The sequence below is a fragment of the Chryseobacterium formosum genome, assembly GCF_026460885.1.
GTDB lineage: Bacteria > Bacteroidota > Bacteroidia > Flavobacteriales > Weeksellaceae > Chryseobacterium > Chryseobacterium formosus.
Genome location: NZ_JAOVZW010000021.1, coordinates 40,317 through 60,174 on the forward strand (window position 1 = coordinate 40,317; position 19,858 = coordinate 60,174).

General features: G+C 37.2%; 17 protein-coding genes. 5 read left to right on the top strand and 12 right to left on the bottom strand.

Translation table 11 applies throughout. The features are described from left to right. Positions 1-162 precede the first annotated feature (162 nt). A complete protein-coding gene (locus OF897_RS16765) occupies positions 163-1,089 on the top strand; it encodes a helix-turn-helix domain-containing protein (protein WP_267266824.1) in 927 nt (308 codons plus the stop codon). A 101-nt stretch (positions 1,090-1,190) separates the two neighbouring features. Next, complete coding sequence (locus OF897_RS16770) at positions 1,191-2,318, top strand: NADH-dependent flavin oxidoreductase (protein ID WP_267266825.1); 1,128 nt, start codon at positions 1,191-1,193, stop codon at positions 2,316-2,318. A gap of 681 nt (positions 2,319-2,999) precedes the next feature. Here OF897_RS16770 and OF897_RS16775 read toward each other — a convergent pair. The 12 genes from OF897_RS16775 to OF897_RS16830 form a co-directional block, all read right to left on the bottom strand. Continuing rightward, the gene (locus OF897_RS16775; protein WP_267266826.1) at positions 3,000-3,236 is read right to left on the bottom strand and encodes a DUF2798 domain-containing protein; all 237 of its coding nucleotides are present in this window, start codon (positions 3,234-3,236) and stop codon (positions 3,000-3,002) included. A gap of 30 nt (positions 3,237-3,266) precedes the next feature. Further along, the gene (locus OF897_RS16780) at positions 3,267-4,040 is read right to left on the bottom strand and encodes an SDR family NAD(P)-dependent oxidoreductase (RefSeq protein ID WP_267266827.1); all 774 of its coding nucleotides are present in this window, start codon (positions 4,038-4,040) and stop codon (positions 3,267-3,269) included. 30 nt (positions 4,041-4,070) lie between these two features. Next, a complete protein-coding gene (locus OF897_RS16785) occupies positions 4,071-7,124 on the bottom strand; it encodes an efflux RND transporter permease subunit (RefSeq protein ID WP_267266828.1) in 3,054 nt (1,017 codons plus the stop codon). Between the two features lie 2 nt (positions 7,125-7,126). After that, the gene (locus OF897_RS16790) at positions 7,127-8,173 is read right to left on the bottom strand and encodes an efflux RND transporter periplasmic adaptor subunit (protein ID WP_267266829.1); all 1,047 of its coding nucleotides are present in this window, start codon (positions 8,171-8,173) and stop codon (positions 7,127-7,129) included. Between the two features lie 6 nt (positions 8,174-8,179). After that, positions 8,180-9,475: a TolC family protein gene (locus tag OF897_RS16795; protein WP_267266830.1), complete on the bottom strand. Its 1,296-nt coding sequence runs from the start codon at positions 9,473-9,475 to the stop codon at positions 8,180-8,182. 117 nt (positions 9,476-9,592) lie between these two features. Further along, positions 9,593-10,204: a TetR/AcrR family transcriptional regulator gene (locus OF897_RS16800; RefSeq protein ID WP_267266831.1), complete on the bottom strand. Its 612-nt coding sequence runs from the start codon at positions 10,202-10,204 to the stop codon at positions 9,593-9,595. A 213-nt stretch (positions 10,205-10,417) separates the two neighbouring features. Continuing rightward, the gene (locus OF897_RS16805; protein WP_267266950.1) at positions 10,418-11,686 is read right to left on the bottom strand and encodes an acetyl-CoA C-acetyltransferase; all 1,269 of its coding nucleotides are present in this window, start codon (positions 11,684-11,686) and stop codon (positions 10,418-10,420) included. A gap of 19 nt (positions 11,687-11,705) precedes the next feature. Beyond that, a complete protein-coding gene (gene lpdA, locus OF897_RS16810) occupies positions 11,706-13,109 on the bottom strand; it encodes a dihydrolipoyl dehydrogenase (RefSeq protein WP_267266832.1) in 1,404 nt (467 codons plus the stop codon). Between the two features lie 13 nt (positions 13,110-13,122). Continuing rightward, a complete protein-coding gene (locus tag OF897_RS16815) occupies positions 13,123-14,301 on the bottom strand; it encodes an acetyl-CoA C-acyltransferase (RefSeq protein ID WP_267266833.1) in 1,179 nt (392 codons plus the stop codon). A gap of 16 nt (positions 14,302-14,317) precedes the next feature. Beyond that, complete coding sequence (gene fabF / locus OF897_RS16820; RefSeq protein WP_267266834.1) at positions 14,318-15,556, bottom strand: beta-ketoacyl-ACP synthase II; 1,239 nt, start codon at positions 15,554-15,556, stop codon at positions 14,318-14,320. Continuing rightward, complete coding sequence (locus tag OF897_RS16825; protein ID WP_267266835.1) at positions 15,553-15,990, bottom strand: PaaI family thioesterase; 438 nt, start codon at positions 15,988-15,990, stop codon at positions 15,553-15,555. The genes fabF and OF897_RS16825 overlap by 4 nt, the downstream gene beginning before the upstream one ends. A 59-nt stretch (positions 15,991-16,049) precedes the next feature. Then, positions 16,050-16,643: a TetR/AcrR family transcriptional regulator gene (locus tag OF897_RS16830; protein ID WP_267266836.1), complete on the bottom strand. Its 594-nt coding sequence runs from the start codon at positions 16,641-16,643 to the stop codon at positions 16,050-16,052. Between the two features lie 868 nt (positions 16,644-17,511). Here OF897_RS16830 and OF897_RS16835 point away from each other — a divergent pair. The 3 genes from OF897_RS16835 to OF897_RS16845 are packed head-to-tail and all read left to right on the top strand — an operon-like array spanning position 17,512 to position 19,772. Further along, positions 17,512-18,450, top strand: coding sequence for an SDR family oxidoreductase (locus OF897_RS16835; RefSeq protein WP_267266837.1), 939 nt, complete (start codon positions 17,512-17,514; stop codon positions 18,448-18,450). Positions 18,451-18,499: 49 nt separating this feature from the next. Next, a complete protein-coding gene (locus tag OF897_RS16840; protein WP_267266838.1) occupies positions 18,500-18,856 on the top strand; it encodes a hypothetical protein in 357 nt (118 codons plus the stop codon). 13 nt (positions 18,857-18,869) lie between these two features. After that, a complete protein-coding gene (locus OF897_RS16845; RefSeq protein WP_267266839.1) occupies positions 18,870-19,772 on the top strand; it encodes a helix-turn-helix domain-containing protein in 903 nt (300 codons plus the stop codon). Positions 19,773-19,858: the final 86 nt, after the last annotated feature.

The window sequence follows — 19,858 nt, forward strand, 5'->3', positions numbered from 1 at the left end:
TAATTTGGTGCTTTTTTGTGCATCGTTATTTTGCTATTGTACAAATATAAATCTCAGCTATTGAATTATTTTACGGAAAGCAGTATTTTGGTAATGATTATCTGTAGCCGTAAAAATGTGCTATAAGTCAATACTTTTGTATCTGTGGCGCATCAGATAAAATTGGAAATTTGCAGAGTAAATAATTCGAGAACAATGAAACATTATAATGACCTTGGAACTTTTAGTAAAGACATCGGCATAGATGCGCCGGAGCATCCTTTGTTCAGCATAACCTTTGGACATAAAAGTAATGGAGGTATTGATGATATCGTTTTTACTGCGGGTTTCTATATTATCTCATTTCAAAAGTTTATTTCGGGAAGTATTACCTATGGCAAAAAAGATTTTGATCACGCACGAGGTAAATTGATCTTCTTCAAGCCGAATCAAACGGTGACTTTCAAAAATGTAAAATCTGAGGACGATTGCTTTTTGATTTTGATCAAAGAAGATTTTTTAGCAGGTACCAATCTTCACAAAGAGATCAGAGAATACGGATACTTTGATTATGAGACAAATGAAGCGCTATATCTTTCGCCAAGTGAAGAAGATACTATATGGATACTGGTCAATATAATGCATCAAGAATTACATAATAACACGGATGTTTACAGCAAATCCATTCATCTATCACATTTGCGAACTTTCCTTACGTACGCTCAGAGGTTTTACAAAAGACAATTTATTAATAGAATCGAAACCAGCGGTGCGTATGCCAACAGGTTTCAGCAACTGATTGAAGCATATTACAAAGAAAATGAATTTCTTGAAAAGGGCCTTCCCACCGTTGCTTACATGGCTGATAAATTAAATGTATCGCCAAGATACTTGAGTGATCTTCTCAAACAGGAAACCGGTAAAACTGCTATTGAACTGATCCACATCCATTTGATAAAAGAGGCTAAGAACCTTTTGACAGATGGAAAAATGAATATATCGGAAATTTCTTTTTCCCTTGGATTCGAAAATCCCAACTACTTCGCAAGATTATTTAAAAAGGAGGTCGGTATACCACCCAATATCTATCGGAACGAACAATTAAACTAATTTTTTTTTAAATACGGACACTCAAATAAAGCAGTGAGGGAGAGCTATGCCTTTTTGTGAAATCAGAATATCAATCACTCAAATTAAAATAACAATTTACAATGAATACAAAAACAGAACAATTGTTCGAGACCTTCAAATTTAAAAACGGAATCGAAACCAAAAACAGGATTGTAATGGCACCAATGACAACTTGGGCAAGCAATGATGACTATACTGTGGCAGACGACGAAATCAGACACTATGAGTCACGAAGTAAGCAAGTTGGTCTAGTAATTACTGGCTGTACTCGCGTAATGGCAAATGGAATCGGATTTCCTAACGAATATGCGTCATACGATGATTCCTTTCTTCCTGGTCTTAAGAAACTTGCTGATGCTGCAAAAAAGGGTGGAGCACCTGCAATCCTGCAGATCTATCACGCTGGTAACAAAGCAGTCTTGGATTTTATTCCAGATAGTATTCCGGTCAGTGCAAGTGAAGTCGCATTAGCACCATCGGCATTTTATGTAGGAGGAACAGTATCTCATGAACTTACCAATGATGAAATTCTTGATATTATTAAAGCTTTTGGAGAGACAACTCACAGAGCTATCAAAGCTGGTTTTGATGGCGTTGAATTACATGGCGCTCATGGATTTCTTTTGCAGAATTTCTTTTCACCGTTTTATAATACAAGAACTGACAATTGGGGCGGTTCTCCTGAAAAACGTATGAACTTTGCCTTGGCAGTTATTAATGAGGTTCAGGATGTGATTAAAAAATACGCAGAAAAACCTTTCCTTGTAGGCTTTAGGCTATCTCCGGAAGAGCCGGAAAGCTACAGGGTACGCGACACATTTCCTTTTATTTATAAGCTGATCGAATCTGGAATTGATTATCTGCATGTTTCATTGGGTAACCTAATATCTCAAAAGCCTCTAGACGAACAGGACGGAAATGATACAATTTTGAAACTGATTCTTGATCACGTCAATCAAAGAATTCCCGTGATATCGGCAGGAGGCATCAAACAGGCTGATGATGCGGTCGAAGCTATCAATTTAGGATTGTCACTCGTCGCTGTTGGTCATGGACTGATTATCAATCCTGATTGGGTTGAACGTATTTCCGAAAGTAAAAAGGCCGATGAAGTTTTAAGTTTGTCAAAGGCTGATGAACTTGCAGTACCAAAGAAGCTTCAGGCATTTATCAAGATCGCGACCGGATTTTTTCAAGTTGCTGATTAGCTATCCTTAATCATGTATTTTCTGACGTTATGGTTTCTTGTAAAGACTTCATTAGATGCTTATAAATGAATATAGGGACAGCACTTTTAAAGTGCTGTTCTTTTTATTTATTGCTTGAAAGTTAGAAATGATGCCATTACATGTAAAACGGTTTAATTACAATTTATATGTTCTATATATTACCTTCCCTATTTTATGAAGCTAAAATAATTTCCACCTACACTGGTTAATCGTTTTTGAGTGTTATTTAAAATATTGATAAATCAGTTAGTTTATGGCAGTAGCGTGACTAAATAAAAAAATCTGCTTTCCAATAGTATTGAACATTTTTTAGCTACTGAAATGAGAGCCTAAATAGTTTCAGATTTTATTATTGAAATACCAAAAAAAACGCTCTTCCAGACATTTCTTATACTAAACTGCGGAATTTTTTATCATAAAAGTATTTGTACTCTATCGTAACCTCTTTTGCTTAACAAGCAAAAAGGTTTTACGAAAAAAGCAGGATGTAAATCCTGCAAAATTATCATCGATAAATTTAAATGCATCCTCCTCTTGCTACAAAGTGATAGAGGTCAATATAGAAAATACCACTTTAACTCAAGATTTAGAGATTAAGTAGTCCGACGGTAATGAGAGTCCACCAATATTAATTCAAACAATCATACAATCACTAATTATTCAATTACTCTTTACCTCACTTTCATTTTGCTTAAATAAACGATCGACTAACCTTTGAATAAGCGGTGCAATAATTAGAATGGTAGGAACACCTACAACGTATGCCAAACCCCAAGACTTCAACCAAATTTGAAGAAACTTGGGCTTAAGTCCAATGTTTACCAAGATCACAGTAAAAGATATTATCCCCGTTGTTATCACTCCCATGATCAGAGCAAATGCTATTTTATTTTTCATTTTTTAGATATATTGTATCAATACTGACGATTATTTCTGACTTGCCAGATTTTTCTTAATCTTCATCATGATACTGTCAGGCACAAAGTTCGGGAGTTTAGTGTTGAACCAATTTTGAAAACCTACCACCTTTTTTCCATTTCCATCCAACAGGTGTTTGATCCCCTGTTCGGCGACGATCTCAGGATGCATCGGTTTAGTTTTATGAAGATTGGTTGACTGCATTTCCTCAGTTGTAAATCCAGTATCTGTCGTTCCTGAATAAAGAGAATTGACGATAACCCCCGTTCCTTCCAATTCAGCTGCAAGCGTATCGCTAAAGGCCATTACAAATGCTTTTGTGGCAGAATAAACCGCAAAGTAGGGGAAGGGAAGAAATGAGAGTACAGAGCCTATGTTCATAATTCTGCCATATTTACGTTTGACCATATCTTGTGCAAAAAGCTTGGTCAATACAACCAGACTGGAAATATTCAGTTGAATCATATTTAGTTCTTCATCCAACGAAGTTTCTGTAAAATGACCGTAGTTTCCTACTCCGGCATTGTTAACCAGATGACTTACTAACAAGTTTTCATCTTTGACTTGTTTGTACAATTCTTTGGCAATATTTGGATCTGAAAGATCAGCAACGAAGTAGTGGATCAGAATGCCATACTTCTTTGTTAAATCAGATTGCATTTGCTGCAATTTTTTTTCGGTTCGGGCAACCAATATCAGGTTGTGTGCCTTCTCTGCCAACTGATAAGCCATCTCGTAACCGATTCCGGATGATGCTCCGGTGATTAAAATATATTCTTTCATTTTTATAAAATTTGTAGTTTACTTAATAACTTATATCTTTTCATCCAGTTGCGGAGGTATCAATTTGTACATGACCGGCGTAACAATTCTGGACAATATTGTAGAGCTTATCAATCCTCCAATTAATACAATTGCCAACGGTGCAATTAGTGGATTAGGGTTCAATGCAATAGGAAGCAAACCACAGATCGCAGTAATCGAGGTTAAAACAACCGGAAGGAAACGTGTTTCACCAGCAATATGAATGGCTTCATCAATACTGTGTCCTTCAAGTCTGAGCTGATTAGTAAAGTCAACCAAAAGAAGGGAGTTTTTAACCTGAATTCCTGATAAGCCTATAAAACCGATGATGGAAACCAGTGACATAGGATTTCCGGTGAGAAGTAACAAGACAACACCACCCAAAATTCCCAATGGAATAATAGATAAAACAATGATGATCCCTTTAAATGTTTTGAACTGCAACAGTAAAACGGCTATAAAAAGAAAAGTACTGAGTATAATGACCGAAAGAAAATTTCCTCCCAATGCATCACCTTCTGACTCTGCTTCCCCGGACAGCTTGTAGGAATATCCTGGTGGAAGTTTTAGCTTGTCGAGTTCAGGAACAATATCTTTAAGGATGTCATTTGCCAGTACGCCGTCTTTTGTAAGTGAGGTTACTTTTGCAAAACGGGATTTGTTGAAATGATTGATGGCCGTTGGAGATTTCTCGAAACTGATAGAAGCAATTTGGTCAATCTGAACAGGTATACCCTGGATATTGTTGACATATAAATTTTTAAGTGTATTTAAGTTCGAAAACTTTTCTCTTGGAAGTGTGATCACAACATTTCTGGAATCGCCCCGATCGTCAATATAATCCCCTACGTTCAATCCTGCGACAGCCATACGGATGACTCTATCAACGTCACTTGTCATGACCCCTAAGGTTCTTGCTTTTTCTTTATCGATTTTTATCTTTACATCAGATTTATAGGCGTTCAGCTCATTGTTGATATAGAAGGTGCCGGGATGCTTCCTCAATAATTCTTCAACTTTGAATGAGAGGGAACGCAATGTATCCTGGTTTTCTCCGAATATTCTAACTACGATATTCGCTTCTATGGGTGTACCTTGTTCAAAATCTTTTATTTCAATCCTGGCATCAGGAAAATCTGCGAATTTTGTACGCAATTTTCTGATGAGATCGGTTTTTGATCCGGGGCTTGCTTCATCACCCATCTGCACGAAGATCTGTGCAAAATCAGGCTTGATATCCTGTTGGTGAACATTATAATAAATCTGAGGATTTCCTTTTCCAACGTTTGAGGTAAAATAGACAATTTCACTCTCTTTTTTTAATTCTTTTTCGATCAGTTTCGTTACTCGATCACTTTCAGGAATATCGGCCTGTAGAGGCATTTTAATATTGACCAGAAACATGGGTTTTTCTGAAGTAGGGAAGAGCTTGAATCCTGCTAACGGAAATAACATAAACGCCGCGATACTCAGTACAATCGATATTCCAATGGTCGCCTTTGGCCATTTCAGAGCGATAGGCATAATACGTTTGTACGAAACGCTTAAAAATTTTTGCAGATGTTTAAGGAAGAAATTTCCTTCCGCATGGGTGTGGGTCTTCAATATTTTACTTCCTAAAAAAGGGACTAAAGTAAGTGCCACGATCATTGATGCCAAAACACTGGTCATGACAGCCATAGGAAGGCTTCGGATGAACTCTCCGGCAATATCTGGCAGGAATGCCAGTGGAAGAAATGCAATGACCAAGGTTGCCGTACAACCCACAACTGCAATACCGATCTGCTTGGTTCCTTTTAAGATAGCATCTTTCCTAGAGTGACCCTCTCTGAGCCAACGCTCTATATTTTCAACGACTACGATACTGTCGTCAACTAAGAGCCCTAGTGCAACTACCAATCCTACGATACTCAACTGATTGAGGGAATATCCCAAAAGATTCATCGTGATCAGTCCCAAAGCAAGAGAAAGTGGTATGGAAATCATCACAATAATGGATGCTCTAAAACCCAAAGGTAGTAGTGTAATTACTACTAAAAGTATGGCCAAGCCAAAGTCAAAACCAAGGTGTCCAAGTCGTTTGGATACCATATCTGCCTGATCAAAATTTTTGACCATTTTGATGTTTTCAGGTAATGTTTTGTTGAATTTTTCCAGAATAGGTTCATACTCTTCTTTCGTATTTGTGATGTTAACATTGTCTTTCATTCCGGCGGTTACCAGGATACAACGATTGCCGTTAAGTCGGGTAATGTGATTCACGGTTCCATCTTTATAGGTGACATTGGCTACATCTTTAAGATAAATTATTTTACCACCGGCATTGTAAATTACCGTGTTGGCAACATCTGCAACATTCTTGAATTTACCACTGGTCTTGACGTTAAAAACCTTACTGTCCAAGTTGATGCTTCCTCCAGGAATATCGGCTGCCTCGCTTTGAATACTTCCCATGACAAGATTCAAAGGGATTTTCAACTGTGCTAATTTATCAAGTTGCAGGTCGATCCTTATTTCCTGCTCCGGGATGCCTGCATACTTTACTTCACGGAGATTGGTGATCTTTTCAAGCTGGGTCTTTAATTGATCTGCTTTATCTCTCAGTGTTTTTCCAGACACCGTATTTGAAACTAAAGCGACCTGAAGTATTTTAACATCAGAAGAGGATATTTTTTCAGTTTTAATCAGATAAATGTCCTTAGGAAGTTCACTGCTCTTTAGCGCATTGATCTCCGTTGAGATTTCCTGATACTTATTATCGACATCAACCCCGTATTTGAATTTGATTTGTATTGCAGCGACCCCATCTTCGACGGTGGTCAGGATTTTATCAATGTTTTCCAATCCATAGATCTTGTTTTCTATGGGTTTCACCACCTGCTCTTCCATGTCTTTTGGGCTGGTACCGGGATAAATGACGGTTACAAGATATTGAGGAGGGTGTGTAGTGGGGTCTTCTGATCTCGGCATTGTGAAAAGCGTCAAAATACCTACCACAGCCACCAGAACGAATATGATCAGCGTAAACTGATAATTTTTAACGGAGAAATTGGTAATCTTCATAATTACTGAATGATTTTAATAATAGATTGTTCGTTGAGGTAGGCACTGTTTGAAATGACGATCTGATCAATTCCGAAGGGTTTTTCTTTGAGATAAACCTTATTGTTGTCAAACTTTAAAATATGTACAGCGATCTTTTTCACTCTGTTTTTACCATTTAGAGCAAAGATATACCCTTGCTCTCCATCTGCTTCCACCAATGCATTATAAGGGATAACCACTGATTTTTCGATCTGGTTTGTTTTTATCTCGGCTTTTCCAAACATACCAACTGCTGGAATTACCTGGTCAAGTTTTAATTTCAATTCGATCTGAAACGACCCGAACTCTCTGTCAGCCGCCTGTAATTTTCTAAAAACTGTAGCTTCAAATTTGTGATCAGGATAACCATCTAATGTCACTTTAGCGGATTGTCCTATTTTGATCGCTGCCCATTCTCTGTCTGTCACACCGACTTTTAATAGATAGCTGTTGCTTTTTTGAGTGGAATTGGTCAGAAAGACAGGCATTCCTCCACCTACTATTTCTCCTTCATTCGCTACCTTTTTTGCAACGAATCCATCCGAGACAGCATAGATTTTAGCATAGCGTTCGTTAAAGGCGGTAGCTTGTCTTGATTTTTGGGCGACTTCTAATGAAGTTCTCGTGTTCTGTAATTGTTCCAGAGAGAAGACGCTATCTTTGTAAAGATTATTGGCTCTGTTAAAGTCACGCTGTGCTTTAGCAACATTCAGGTCTGCCTGAGCAACGCCTGCTGCGATTTCGGTAGCGTTCAATGTCGCAAGAAGTTGTCCTCTTCTAAAAAACTGTCCTTCATCTACATATATTTTGCTGATAACGCCTCCGATTTTAAACGAATAGTTTGCTTGATCTTCAGTACTGATCAGTCCTGTTGCTACGATGGAATTGGAAACATCTTCTGATGATAATGATGAAACTTTTACCGAGATGATATCCTGTCCGGATAATGGATTTTTTTCAGGTTTTTTTTCACTGCAGGACAATACGAGTAGAGTAAGAGCAATGAATGATGATTGAATTTTTTTCATGATAAATTATTGTATATTAAAGCTGGCATTTGCTCTTTCAATAGCTGTGTAAGCAATCCAGGTGTCAAATAGGGTAATGTTTGATTTTATTTGAGCATCGATCCATTGATTTTGGGCATCGAGAAGTTCGATGTAGATTTTTATGCCTTCTTTATATAGTTTAGACATATCGCTGTAGTAGGTCTGACTTGTTTTTAGCTGAGATTGCGCAGCCCGGTATTGTGCTATTGCACTTTCCATATTGGCCTGTCTGACTTTCAGTTCGGTTAAAAGCTCCTGCTGCACATAATCTGTTTGGGAGGTTATGGCCTGCTGTTCAGCTATGGACTGTTTGATGCGGTACGTATTTTTTCCAAAAGCGAAAAGATTCCATTCCAGAGAAATTCCAAACAAATAGTATCTTGTTTTTTGATTGAATTTCCAGTCAAAAGCTTGGGAACCCAAATCCAGGCTGGCTCCGATCTTCGGAATGAGGTAAGACTTTGCAAGTCCTGTCAGATCGTTATTGATGTCCCTGGAAATTTTAAGTTTAGACAATTCCTCACGATTGCTGATATTGTCATTCGGAAGCTGGGATTCTTCCGGCAAAGTTGTGATGTCATCAATTACAATGCTTTCTGTCAATGGCCGATTCAAAAGGAAATTAAAATAATATTGTGCAGATTCCTCTGTCTTCTGAGATGCGATAATAGAGGCATTGATCTTCGAAACTTCATTTTGACTTCTGATAACTGCTGTACGATTGATTTTTCCATTCTCAAACAATTTTTTATTTACTCTTTCCCCCTCGGTAACGAGCGTTAGATAAGATTGGTAGATCTTTGTCGCATTGGTAGCTTTAAGATAATTGTAGTAAGCCGTTTTTATTTCTTTTACCAGCTCTCTTTTGTAAAGTAGGATTTCTGTTTTTTGCAGATCGATCTGCTTTGACTTAATCTTTCTGTTGTATCCCAGCTCTGCATTTAAAATGGGCTGGTTAATGCGGAATTTGGCATCATAGAAGTTATCGGGATTCAGTAAAATGCTTTGATTTTGAAGTTGAGGGAAAGAGCTGCTTCCTGTTAACTGGTTCAAAGTAGAGTAGACGCCATTCAAAAGATCACCTGTCGGAAAATCAATCGTTCTCCCTCCGTCTGCCTTTGTATATGTTGTAGAAAAAGTAATGTTGGGTAAGAACATACTTTTTGCTTCCCCGAGAGCATAGACACTTTTTTCAAGAATAAATGACTGTTGCTTGATGCTTTGGTTGGATTCAATGCCCTGTTGAATGTAATTGTCAAGTGTACTTTGGGCATGAGTCATTTCTGTTGGAGAAAATAAAAAAATACTCAGGCAACAGAACAGGAGCAATCTTTTTTGATTTTTATTAATCATTGTATTAAATTTAAACAGTGTTCAATTATAGGTTAAAAAAAAGGATTATCCTTTTTCCAGTAGTGAAACAAAACAATCATAACCCTTTTGCATGAGTTGTTCATTTGTTTTATTTTCGAAACTAACGGTACGGTCTTTACAGAAAAGTGCACATATACCATGCATAGAAGACAGAATCATAAATGTGAAATACTCAATATCCATATCTTTAAATCGTCCTTCATTCTGACATTCTTTGATGATCCCGGAAAGATGATTGATCGCTTCTTTTGCAATTTGGAAACCTCCGTTTTCAGTTGAATTTGTCGTTGATTCCTCAACAAGAAACATCAGGTTGTAGTAATCTTTGTTATCCTGAGCGAATTTTATGAATACCCTTCCTACAGCTTTCAGTCTTTCAAAGGGTTGTGCCACACTATCTAATATTTTCATCTGAGAAAGCAACAAACTAAAACCTTCTTTATGAAGTTCGTGAAAAATCTCACTTTTATCCTTGAAGTGGAAATAGATTGTACCTGGACTATAATCTATTTCACTTGCAATATTTCGCATACTGGTGCTTTCATATCCTTTTTGAAGAAATATCTTTCTAGCCGCATCTAAAATACGTTTTCGCATTTCAAGCTTTTCTTTATTCTTTCTGTCTGTGATACTCATTCGATAATGAAATTAATTGTATAGAGTTATTGAAATTAATATTTTGCAAGATCAATTCCAAAACTGGAACGATGATTATATCAAATAATAATTACTTTGCAAATATACTGAACAGTGTTCAGTTAAAAAAATGTTTTTAAATTTATTTTTAAATTATAGTGTAGAATCATAAATGTCCGGATTGTATCAAGGACATCTATGATCCACCATTGACTATTTCTCAAGGATCATCGTCACGCCCTGACCTCTTGCAGCACATATGGAAATAAGACCTTTGCCACTTCCTTTTTCATTTAGCAACTTAGCAAGTGTTGCAATAATTCTACCACCGGTTGCTGCGAATGGATGTGCAGCTGCAAGGCTGCTTCCTTTTACGTTAAGTTTATTTCTGTCGATTGTTCCTAAAGCTTGATCTAAGCCAAACTCTTTTGAAAGCTGATCACTTTCCCATATCTTAAGTGTTGCCAATACCTGTGCAGCGAAAGCTTCATGAATTTCATAGTAATCAAACTCGCCTAATCTCATATTTGCTCTCTTTAGCATTCGGTCGGCGGCAACTACAGGGGCTAATAATAAATTATGCTGGTTTTTTACATATTCAATACCCGCAATTTCAGCTTGTGTAATATAGGCAAGGATAGGGAGATTGTTTTTTAAAGCCCAATCCTCACTTGCCAATAAGACTGCAGAGGCACCATCAGTAAAAGGAGTAGAATTTCCCGCAGTGAGTGTGCCGTTCTGTTTATCAAATGCCGGACGTAACTTGGATAATTTTTCAAAGGTGGTATCCCTTCTCAAATTATTGTCGACAGATATTCCTAAGTATGGGGTGATCATATCATTATAAAATCCTTCGTCGTACGCCTTTGCCATATTCAAGTGGCTTAATAATGCAAGTTGATCCTGATCTTCTCTTGTAATCCCATAATATTTTGCAGTGATCTCCGTGTGTTCTCCCATGACCAAACCCGTTTCAGGCTCTTTTCCTTTATAGGGAATTGGTATAAAGTCTTTTATTTTTGCTTTCAATAATTGTTTCAATTTACCAAACGTTGACTTTTCACCATTCGCTTTGAGTAAGATCTTCCTCAACCGGGCATTGGTTTCGAAAGGAATATTACTCATTGCTTCCACACCACAGGCAATACCACTCTCTATTTGTCCCAATGCAATTTTATTGGCAATATAGATTGCTGATTCAATTCCTGTATCACAAGCCTGTTGAATATCACAACCGGGCGTAGCAGGATCAAGTGAGGTTTTCATTACTGATTCCCGAACAAGATTACTTTCTGAAATATGTTTAATAACAGAGCCTCCTGCAACTTCACCCAATCTTTTATTATGTAGATTGTATTTGTCGATCAGCCCACTTAATGTGGCAACTAATAAATCCTGATTGGTAGCGTTGGCAAAAACTCCATTGTGTCTTACAAAGGGTGTTCGATTATATCCTACGATGGCGACTTTTTTTATTGACATCATTTTTTTTCTTTTTAATTTAAGTATTGATTGCAGGCTGTCCTGAGGCCAACATATAGGCTTCTTTCAAGACTTCCGAATAGGTTGGATGGGCATACGATATCATAAACATATCGCTGTCCGTTACTTCATATTCTAATCCGATCACGGCTTGGGCAATGAGATCTGCAGCTCGTGGACCTATAATGTGGACTCCAAGTACTTCACCATATTTTGGCTCAGACAATACTTTCGCAAAACCTTCTTTCTCCATCGCTGCTCTGGCTCTCGCACTTGCCGAAAACGGAAATTTACCTTTTCTGTACTCGATTCCTTTTGCTACTAACTCTTCTTCCGTATAACCAACCGATGCCACTTCAGGCCATGTATAAACCACGCCAGGAATTCTGTTATAATGAATGTGTGGCTTTTGTCCGTCGATGATCTCTGCAACAAAAAAACCTTCTTCCTCAGCTTTGTGAGCCAACATTGGTCCTGCGACCACATCTCCGATGGCATAAATTGATGGCACGGCAGTCTGGAGATTTTCGTTAGTTTTTATTATCCCTTTGTCATCAAGCTGTATATCTGTGTTTTCCAATCCCAAACCTTCAGTATAAGGTCTTCGACCTACAGCCATTAAAACATATTCAGCTTCTAAACTAAATTCTTTTTTATTTTCATCTCTGTAATAAACAACAGCCTTGTCGCCTTGGTTCTCTACACCGTAAACACTTTTGCTGAGCTGAATTTCAATTCCCTGTTTCTTTAAAATTTTTCTCAAGCTTGTACCCAATTCAAGATCCATTGTCGAGATGAGTTCCTTTGCATACTCTATGATAGTCACCTTCGTACCTATGCGACTATAAATGGAAGCCATTTCTACTCCAATAACTCCGCCACCGATGATGATCAAGCTTTTTGGTTTTTCACTTAAAGTTAAAGCTTCTGTTGATGTAATGATTCTTTTCTTATCAATTTTAATATTGGGTAGAGATGCCGGTTTCGAGCCTGTAGCAATAATAAAATGTTTAGATTTGATTTCTGTCGATTTGTTATCAGGACTTTTTACGGTAATTTCCGAATTGTTTTTAAATTGAGCAATACCCTCAAATACAGTAATTTTATTTTTATCCATTAAAAAATTCAATCCTTTAGTATTTTGAGTAACCACCTCATTTTTCCTCGTGATAAATTGCTGAAAATTCAGCTTGACTTCATCCACTTCAATACCGTGTTTATCAAAAGTTTCTATTGCCTGATGATAATGTTCTGAGCTGTCCAGCAAAGCTTTGGTAGGAATGCATCCTACGTTAGTACATGTTCCGCCTAAGGTCGGATATTTTTCTACAATGGCTGTTTTATAGCCTAACTGAGCACATCGTATTGCTGCGACGTATCCACCAGGTCCAGATCCAATTACTGTGATATCAAAAGTTTCCATGTTGATTCTATTTTTAGTTCATTAAATTTTCAATTACAATGGCGGTTGCGCCACCTCCGCCGTTGCAGATAGCTGCTACGCCATATTTACCTTTTTCATGCTGAAGTACAGAGACCAAAGTGCAAATTATTCTGGCTCCTGAAGCACCCAATGGATGTCCCAACGCCACAGCCCCACCATAGACATTGATCTTTTGAGGATCTATTCCTAATTCAATCTGGTTTGCCAGTGCTACATCCGCATATGCTTCATTAATTTCAAAAAAGTCGATATCCTCCAACTGAAGATTTGCTTTTTTTAAAGCTTTTGGGATGGCAATCGATGGGGCAGTGGTAAACCATTCCGGAGCCTGCGCCGCATCTGCATATCCGATAATTTTTGCCAGAGGTTTAAGATTGTACTGCTCAAGGGCTTCTTTTGATGCCAATAATATAGCCGCTGCGCCGTCATTCAGATTACTTGCATTAGCAGCAGTGATGGTACCGCCCTCAACAAAAGAAGGTTTTAATTTTGAAACTTTTTCGGGAATTATTTTGTAGATATCTTCGTCCTCAGTAATAACCGTTTCTCCCTGTTTTTGTTTTAGTGTAAAAGGAATGACTTCATTTTTAAATTTCCCTTCTTTTGTAGCTTTAGCAGCTTTTTCATAAGATTTCAAGGCATATCCATCCTGCTGTTCTCGGGTTAATTTATATTTTTCTACGCAAAGTTCAGCAGCATTTCCCATGTGGAAATCATTATAGACATCCGTTAATCCGTCTTTAAGTAAACCATCAATCAATATTTCATTACCCAGTTTGTTGATTTTTCTTTTATTGGTGTAATGTGGGACGTTGCTCATACTTTCCATTCCTCCGGTGATGACTATGTTTTCCAGTCCCAGCTGAATTTGCTGAGCTCCAAGAATGGTTGCTTTCATACCTGCAGCACAAACTTTATTAACGGTTGTGCAATCTGTCTCGTCAGGAATTCCTGCAAATTTTGATGCTTGTCGTGCAGGGGATTGCCCAAGATTTGCAGACAGTACATTTCCCATGTAAACACTATCAATATCCTTAGGATTGATGTTGACGTTTTCGATTGTCCCTTTGATGGCTGCTGCCCCAAGATCTGTCGCTGAAACTTCTGAAAAATTTCCCAAAAATCCACCAATAGGAGTTCGTTTAGCTGTTATTATAAATACTTCTTTCATTTTAATAGAATTAAATTTAAATTTCACGGAAAACAACAGTTGAGTTATGCCCTCCAAATCCAAAAGCATTACTCATTGCCGTTTTAATTGTTTTTTGTACCGGCTCATTCATTACGATTTGAATTCCTTCAGGAATATTTTCATCAAGGTTTTCGATGTTGATCGTTGGTGGAATAATATTTTCGTTAATGGATTTGATAGCGAGAATAGCTTCGATTGCTCCCGCAGCTCCCAATAAGTGACCGGTCATCGATTTTGATGAACTCACCCATAAGTTGCTTGAACCCTTGAAAGTTTTATGAACAGCATTGAGCTCAGCAATATCTCCTACAGGCGTAGAAGTTGCATGGAGGTTCAAATAATCTAAGTCAGATGGATTAAGTTTTGCCTCTTCTAATGCCAACTGCATTGCTTTTGAAGCACCTATTCCTTCCGGATGTGGTGATGTCATATGGTACGCGTCTGCAGTCATGGAAGCACCAACCAACTCTGCATAAATTTTAGCACCTCTTTTCTTAGCATATTCATATTCTTCTAAAATAAGTGCACCTGCACCTTCTCCCATTACAAAACCATCACGATCTCTGTCAAAAGGGCGACTCGCAGTAAGAGAATCCTGATTCCGAACCGACATTGCTTTCATTGAAGAAAAACCTCCAATCGAAGCAGCAGTGATAGGAGCCTCTGAACCACCGGTAACAAATATTTTTGCCTTACCCAAACGGATGTAATTAAAAGAATCCATAATTGCTGTGTTGGAAGTAGCACAAGCTGATACGGTTGTGTAATTGATTCCCTGCAAACCAAATTTCATTGATATCATTCCGGAAGCCATATTGACAATAAGTTTTGGAACAAAAAATGGACTGAACCTCGGAACGTAATCTCCTTTCACATAGTTTTCGACCTCGCTTTCAAATGTTTCCATGCCTCCCTGTCCAACTCTCCATATGACACCGATGTCAAAAGGATCAAGTTTTGATATTTCCAAACCGGAATCATGCAATGCCTGTGAAGCACTGTACAAAGCATATTGCGTAAATAAATCACTTCTCTTAATTTCGTTACGGTCAAGATATTTTTGAGGGTCAAAATCTTTAATTTCACATGCAATCTGTGTTCGGAATTTCGAGGCATCAAATCGGGTAATTTGATTTGCGCTGCTAAATCCATTTATAGAATTTTCCCAAAAAGCATTGATGTCATTTCCCATAGGATTGACTGTACCTAAACCGGTTACTACAACTCTTTTCATTGGTGTTTTTTTATTTCTGTTTTAAATAGATTAGATGTACCCTTTGCTATTAATCGGCTTTTGTCTCCGTTCCAGATTTCACATTCGGCATTGATGAATTGTTTTCCTTTTTTAATAATCGTTGTTTTTGCAACAATACTTTCGTTGCCGGTTACAGAAGAAAAATAATCAATGACGTTATTGATGGTGGTATAAAAATGTGCTTCATTTAATGAAAACATTGTTGCACCAATGATATCGTCAACAATAGCAGCTGTAACTCCGCCATGTAAATTGCCTACAGGGTTTAGCCATTCTGGACGAATTTGATATTTGAATTCCAGCGTTCCTGGCTCAGCCGCAACGATAATGGGATTTAGCCACCGCATAAAGGGGGACGGTGATTCTGTGAATTCTTTTCCTATGGAAGACTGAATTTTTTCTAACGGTGTCATATATTTTTATTTACTGATTACTTAAATATACCGATCGGTATCTGTATGGGTAAAAAATTTTATTTTACAATTTCCTCATCAATGATTTTCTTAATTCTGTCCAGCATTAAATGAAGATTTTCTGGCTCATCTGAAATTTTTGCGAGCAGAATTCCACCCTCAAGCATCATTATAAATGACTTAGAGTATTCAACAACATTAATGTCATTTTTAAAAAGTCCTTTATTTCTGCCATCATCTATTATCGCAGAAATATTGTCTTCCCAATTTTCAAAAGTTGATCTCACCAATACTTTCATCGCAGGCATTACGTCGTCTGATTCTGTTGCTGAGTTAAGATATGGACAACCTCCATTATCAGAAACATATTTCCAGTTCTTTCGATAAAAATCCAGAAATGCTATCAGTTTTTCATACGCATTATCCTTTTTGGAGATCCAGGCTTTGGTTTTTTTTGAAAGTTCTTTAGTGTTATATGTAAAGACGGCAAGTCCTACTTCTTCCTTATTTAAAAAATTACCATAGATACTCCCTTTAGTTAAGCCTGTAGCATTCGTTATATCTGACAAAGAAGTACCTGCGTAACCTTTTTTATTAAAGATAGGAGCTGTTTTTTCAATAATGAATTGCCGTGTTTGTTCTGACTTTGTCATTTATATACTAATTATAAAACAAAGATACAAAATAATACCGAAAGGTATATTTTATTTTTGATAATTTCGAAGTTCTGCGTAATCAGTTATTATGCGCATAATAAAGCTGAAAATGTCGAAAGTCATCTAAAAGAAATATTTTCACTAATTAAGTATTTACACATATGAAGTTAATAAATTTTAAAAGTACAATCAAACTGATGGCTGTAACCATAGCCATCAGTTTAAATTTCCTGAATGTACCATATGCATAATCCCTAAAACAGACTATTTAAATGGTTCCGTCTAATGATTGGGTGTTGGTGATCACGTTGGTGCGTTATACAGCACTAAATATGCTGAAAAACTATATAAAAAAACGTACACTAACGACTCAGAACTGTACTATTTTATACTGGATGGTTCAGATGTGGAGTTATTACATTGGTAAAACCACTAATAAACGTCGGAATCAATGATTCACTAATGTATCAAGGTAGGAATAACATCGCAAAATAGGTAGTGCTGTCAATGCAAATAATTAAAAAAAAGTTCATTGGGAACTATTCCTACAAGACTTATTACACAAGCATTAATCATAATGTTAAGAAACTGATAAAAGAGGGAGTTGGTATTAATAGCATTAGCAGATGTAAAACGACCGTACCTAAAAATCTTGAAAATCCCCTCGGGCATAGTTAAGCCACCTATATTCCGAAGAGTTTTACAATCGAAAAACAGATGAAATAAAAAGAAACCAAAGTCTATCTTCCGACCTACTATTTGACATAACTAAGTCGCTGTTCACTTTTGGCTACATCAACAGTCGTTTTGGATAAATCCAACGTTTAAAGTTGTGCCAACTTTGCATTAACAAACAACGTTAATCATGAAAAAAGAAACTAAAAATTGGACATCTTCAAATATTCCTCAAAGAAATAATGGTTTAGCTGTCATCACAGGTAGTACAGAAGGTATTGGATTTGAAGATGCTTTGGCATTATCTTCTGCCGGTTGGGACGTGATTGTAATGGGACGAAATACTCAAAAAGGAGCTGATGCAATTGCTAAAATCCAACAAATTAATCCGAAGGCAAAAGTGAGTTTTGAAAAAATGGACCTTGCAGATCTATCCTCAATAAAAGCATTTTCTTCGAGAATGATTGAAAGAGGCGAAGCCATCGATCTGCTCATCAACAATGCTGGCGTAATGACACCACCCAATAGGCTCGAAACTGCCGATGGTTTTGAGTTACAATTCGGGACAAATCATATTGGTCATTTTGCATTGACAGCCCAATTGCTTCCTTTGTTTCGTAAAGCACCTAACGCTCGTGTGGTTACCGTTTCAAGCATAGCCAATCGAAGCGGGCAAATTAATTTTGATGACCTGCAGTCAACAGCTTCGTATGTTCCGGGGAAAGCATACAGCCAGGCAAAAATTGCGAACTTAATGTTTGCTTTAGAACTTCAGCGACGAAGTGAAAAGCACAGTTGGGGCATTACAAGTATTGCTTCTCACCCGGGTGTTTCCCGAACCAATCTATTGATAACTGGTGCAGGCAAATGGAGTACTCCGGGAATTATGCGAAGATTTTTTCCGTTTTTATTTCAGCCACAGTCACAAGGAGCATTACCCACTTTATTTGCAGCCACGTCGCCGGAGGCTCAAGGCGGTCTGTATTATGGACCTAACCAAATGAGTGAAACCCGTGGCTTTCCATCTCTCGCAAAAATCCCTGAACAAGCAAATGATTTAGAAGTTGCTCAAAAATTATGGGAAGTATCGCAAAAGTTAGCAAAGGTTGAGTTTAGTATTTCGATATAATTTAAAAGAATTCAATAAATTAGTAACGTAAGTTTTTAAAAACAAAACGATGGTAAAAAGTATAATTTCTTTGGTATTGTTATTAGTGTCGGTTTTTCTGGCATTCAAACACGGTTGGGACACATTTAATTACAAAAAAAATCCCGAAGCGATGAAAATGATGAGTGAATTAGGCATTACCGAAACAATGATACCCATTTTCGGTGGGGTTACATTATTGGTAGGTGTATTGTTGCTTATCCCCAAAACATTTTTCTTGGGCAATGTGCTCAATGCTATTTCTATAGTAATCATTATGGCGTTGGCAATGAGGATCGGAAATTTTAAAATGGTACTGATGGAAATTCCGTTTTTAATGATGCCTTTGGTTTTGATTTGGCTGAAATATCCGTTTTTAAAAAATTAATCAAATCTGTCTTATGGAAAAGCCAATCCGAATAAAAACCATTTCTGAGTTGCACAAATTAATGGGTTTGCCTAAACCGCATCATCCATTGATTGAACTCATTGATCTATCCAAACAAAAAAAGGATACAGGAATTTTTGCTGTACTATTTGATTTGTATGTGATTACTTTAAAAAGAGGTTGCGACAAACTGTTTTACGGACAGCAACAATATGATTTTGATGAGGGCGTAATGGCATTTTTATCGCCCGGACAAATTTTACGCGGAGAAAGTGATAACATTCCGGAAAATATAGACGGCTGGATGTTGTTTATCCATCCCGATTTTTTATGGAATACTTCTTTGGCTAAAAAAATAAAACAATACGATTTTTTTGGTTACACCATCAATGAGGCCTTATTTTTATCGGATAAGGAAGAAACAATGATAAATGGTATTGTTGAAAACATCAAAAACGAATATCAAACAAACATCGACCAGTTTAGCCAGGACATCATCATTTCACATTTAGAAACTTTGTTGAATTATTCGGAGCGGTTTTACCAACGACAATTCATTACCCGTAAAAAAACGAACCATCAAATCCTCGACCGGTTGGAAGTATTACTTTCAGCTTATTTCAACAGTGATGATTTGGTTTTAAAGGGATTACCAACCGTTCAATACATTTCGGACCACTTAAATGTATCGCCAACCTATCTGCGTAGTTTACTCAAAACATTGACAGGCTTGAATACCCAACAGCATATTCACGAAAAACTGATTGAAAAAGCAAAGGAAAAATTGTCAACTACGGATTTAACGGTAAGTGAAATTGCTTATGAATTAGGCTTTGAGCATATGCAATCGTTCAGCAAATTGTTTAAAGAAAAGACCAGCCAAAGTCCGTTGGCGTTTAGGGCTGGTTTTAATTAAAAAACGGCATCCATTTTTAAACTATAAACATCCCACGATTTTGTTATAATAAACCTCAATTGGGTTACAAACAACATTTTAGATAG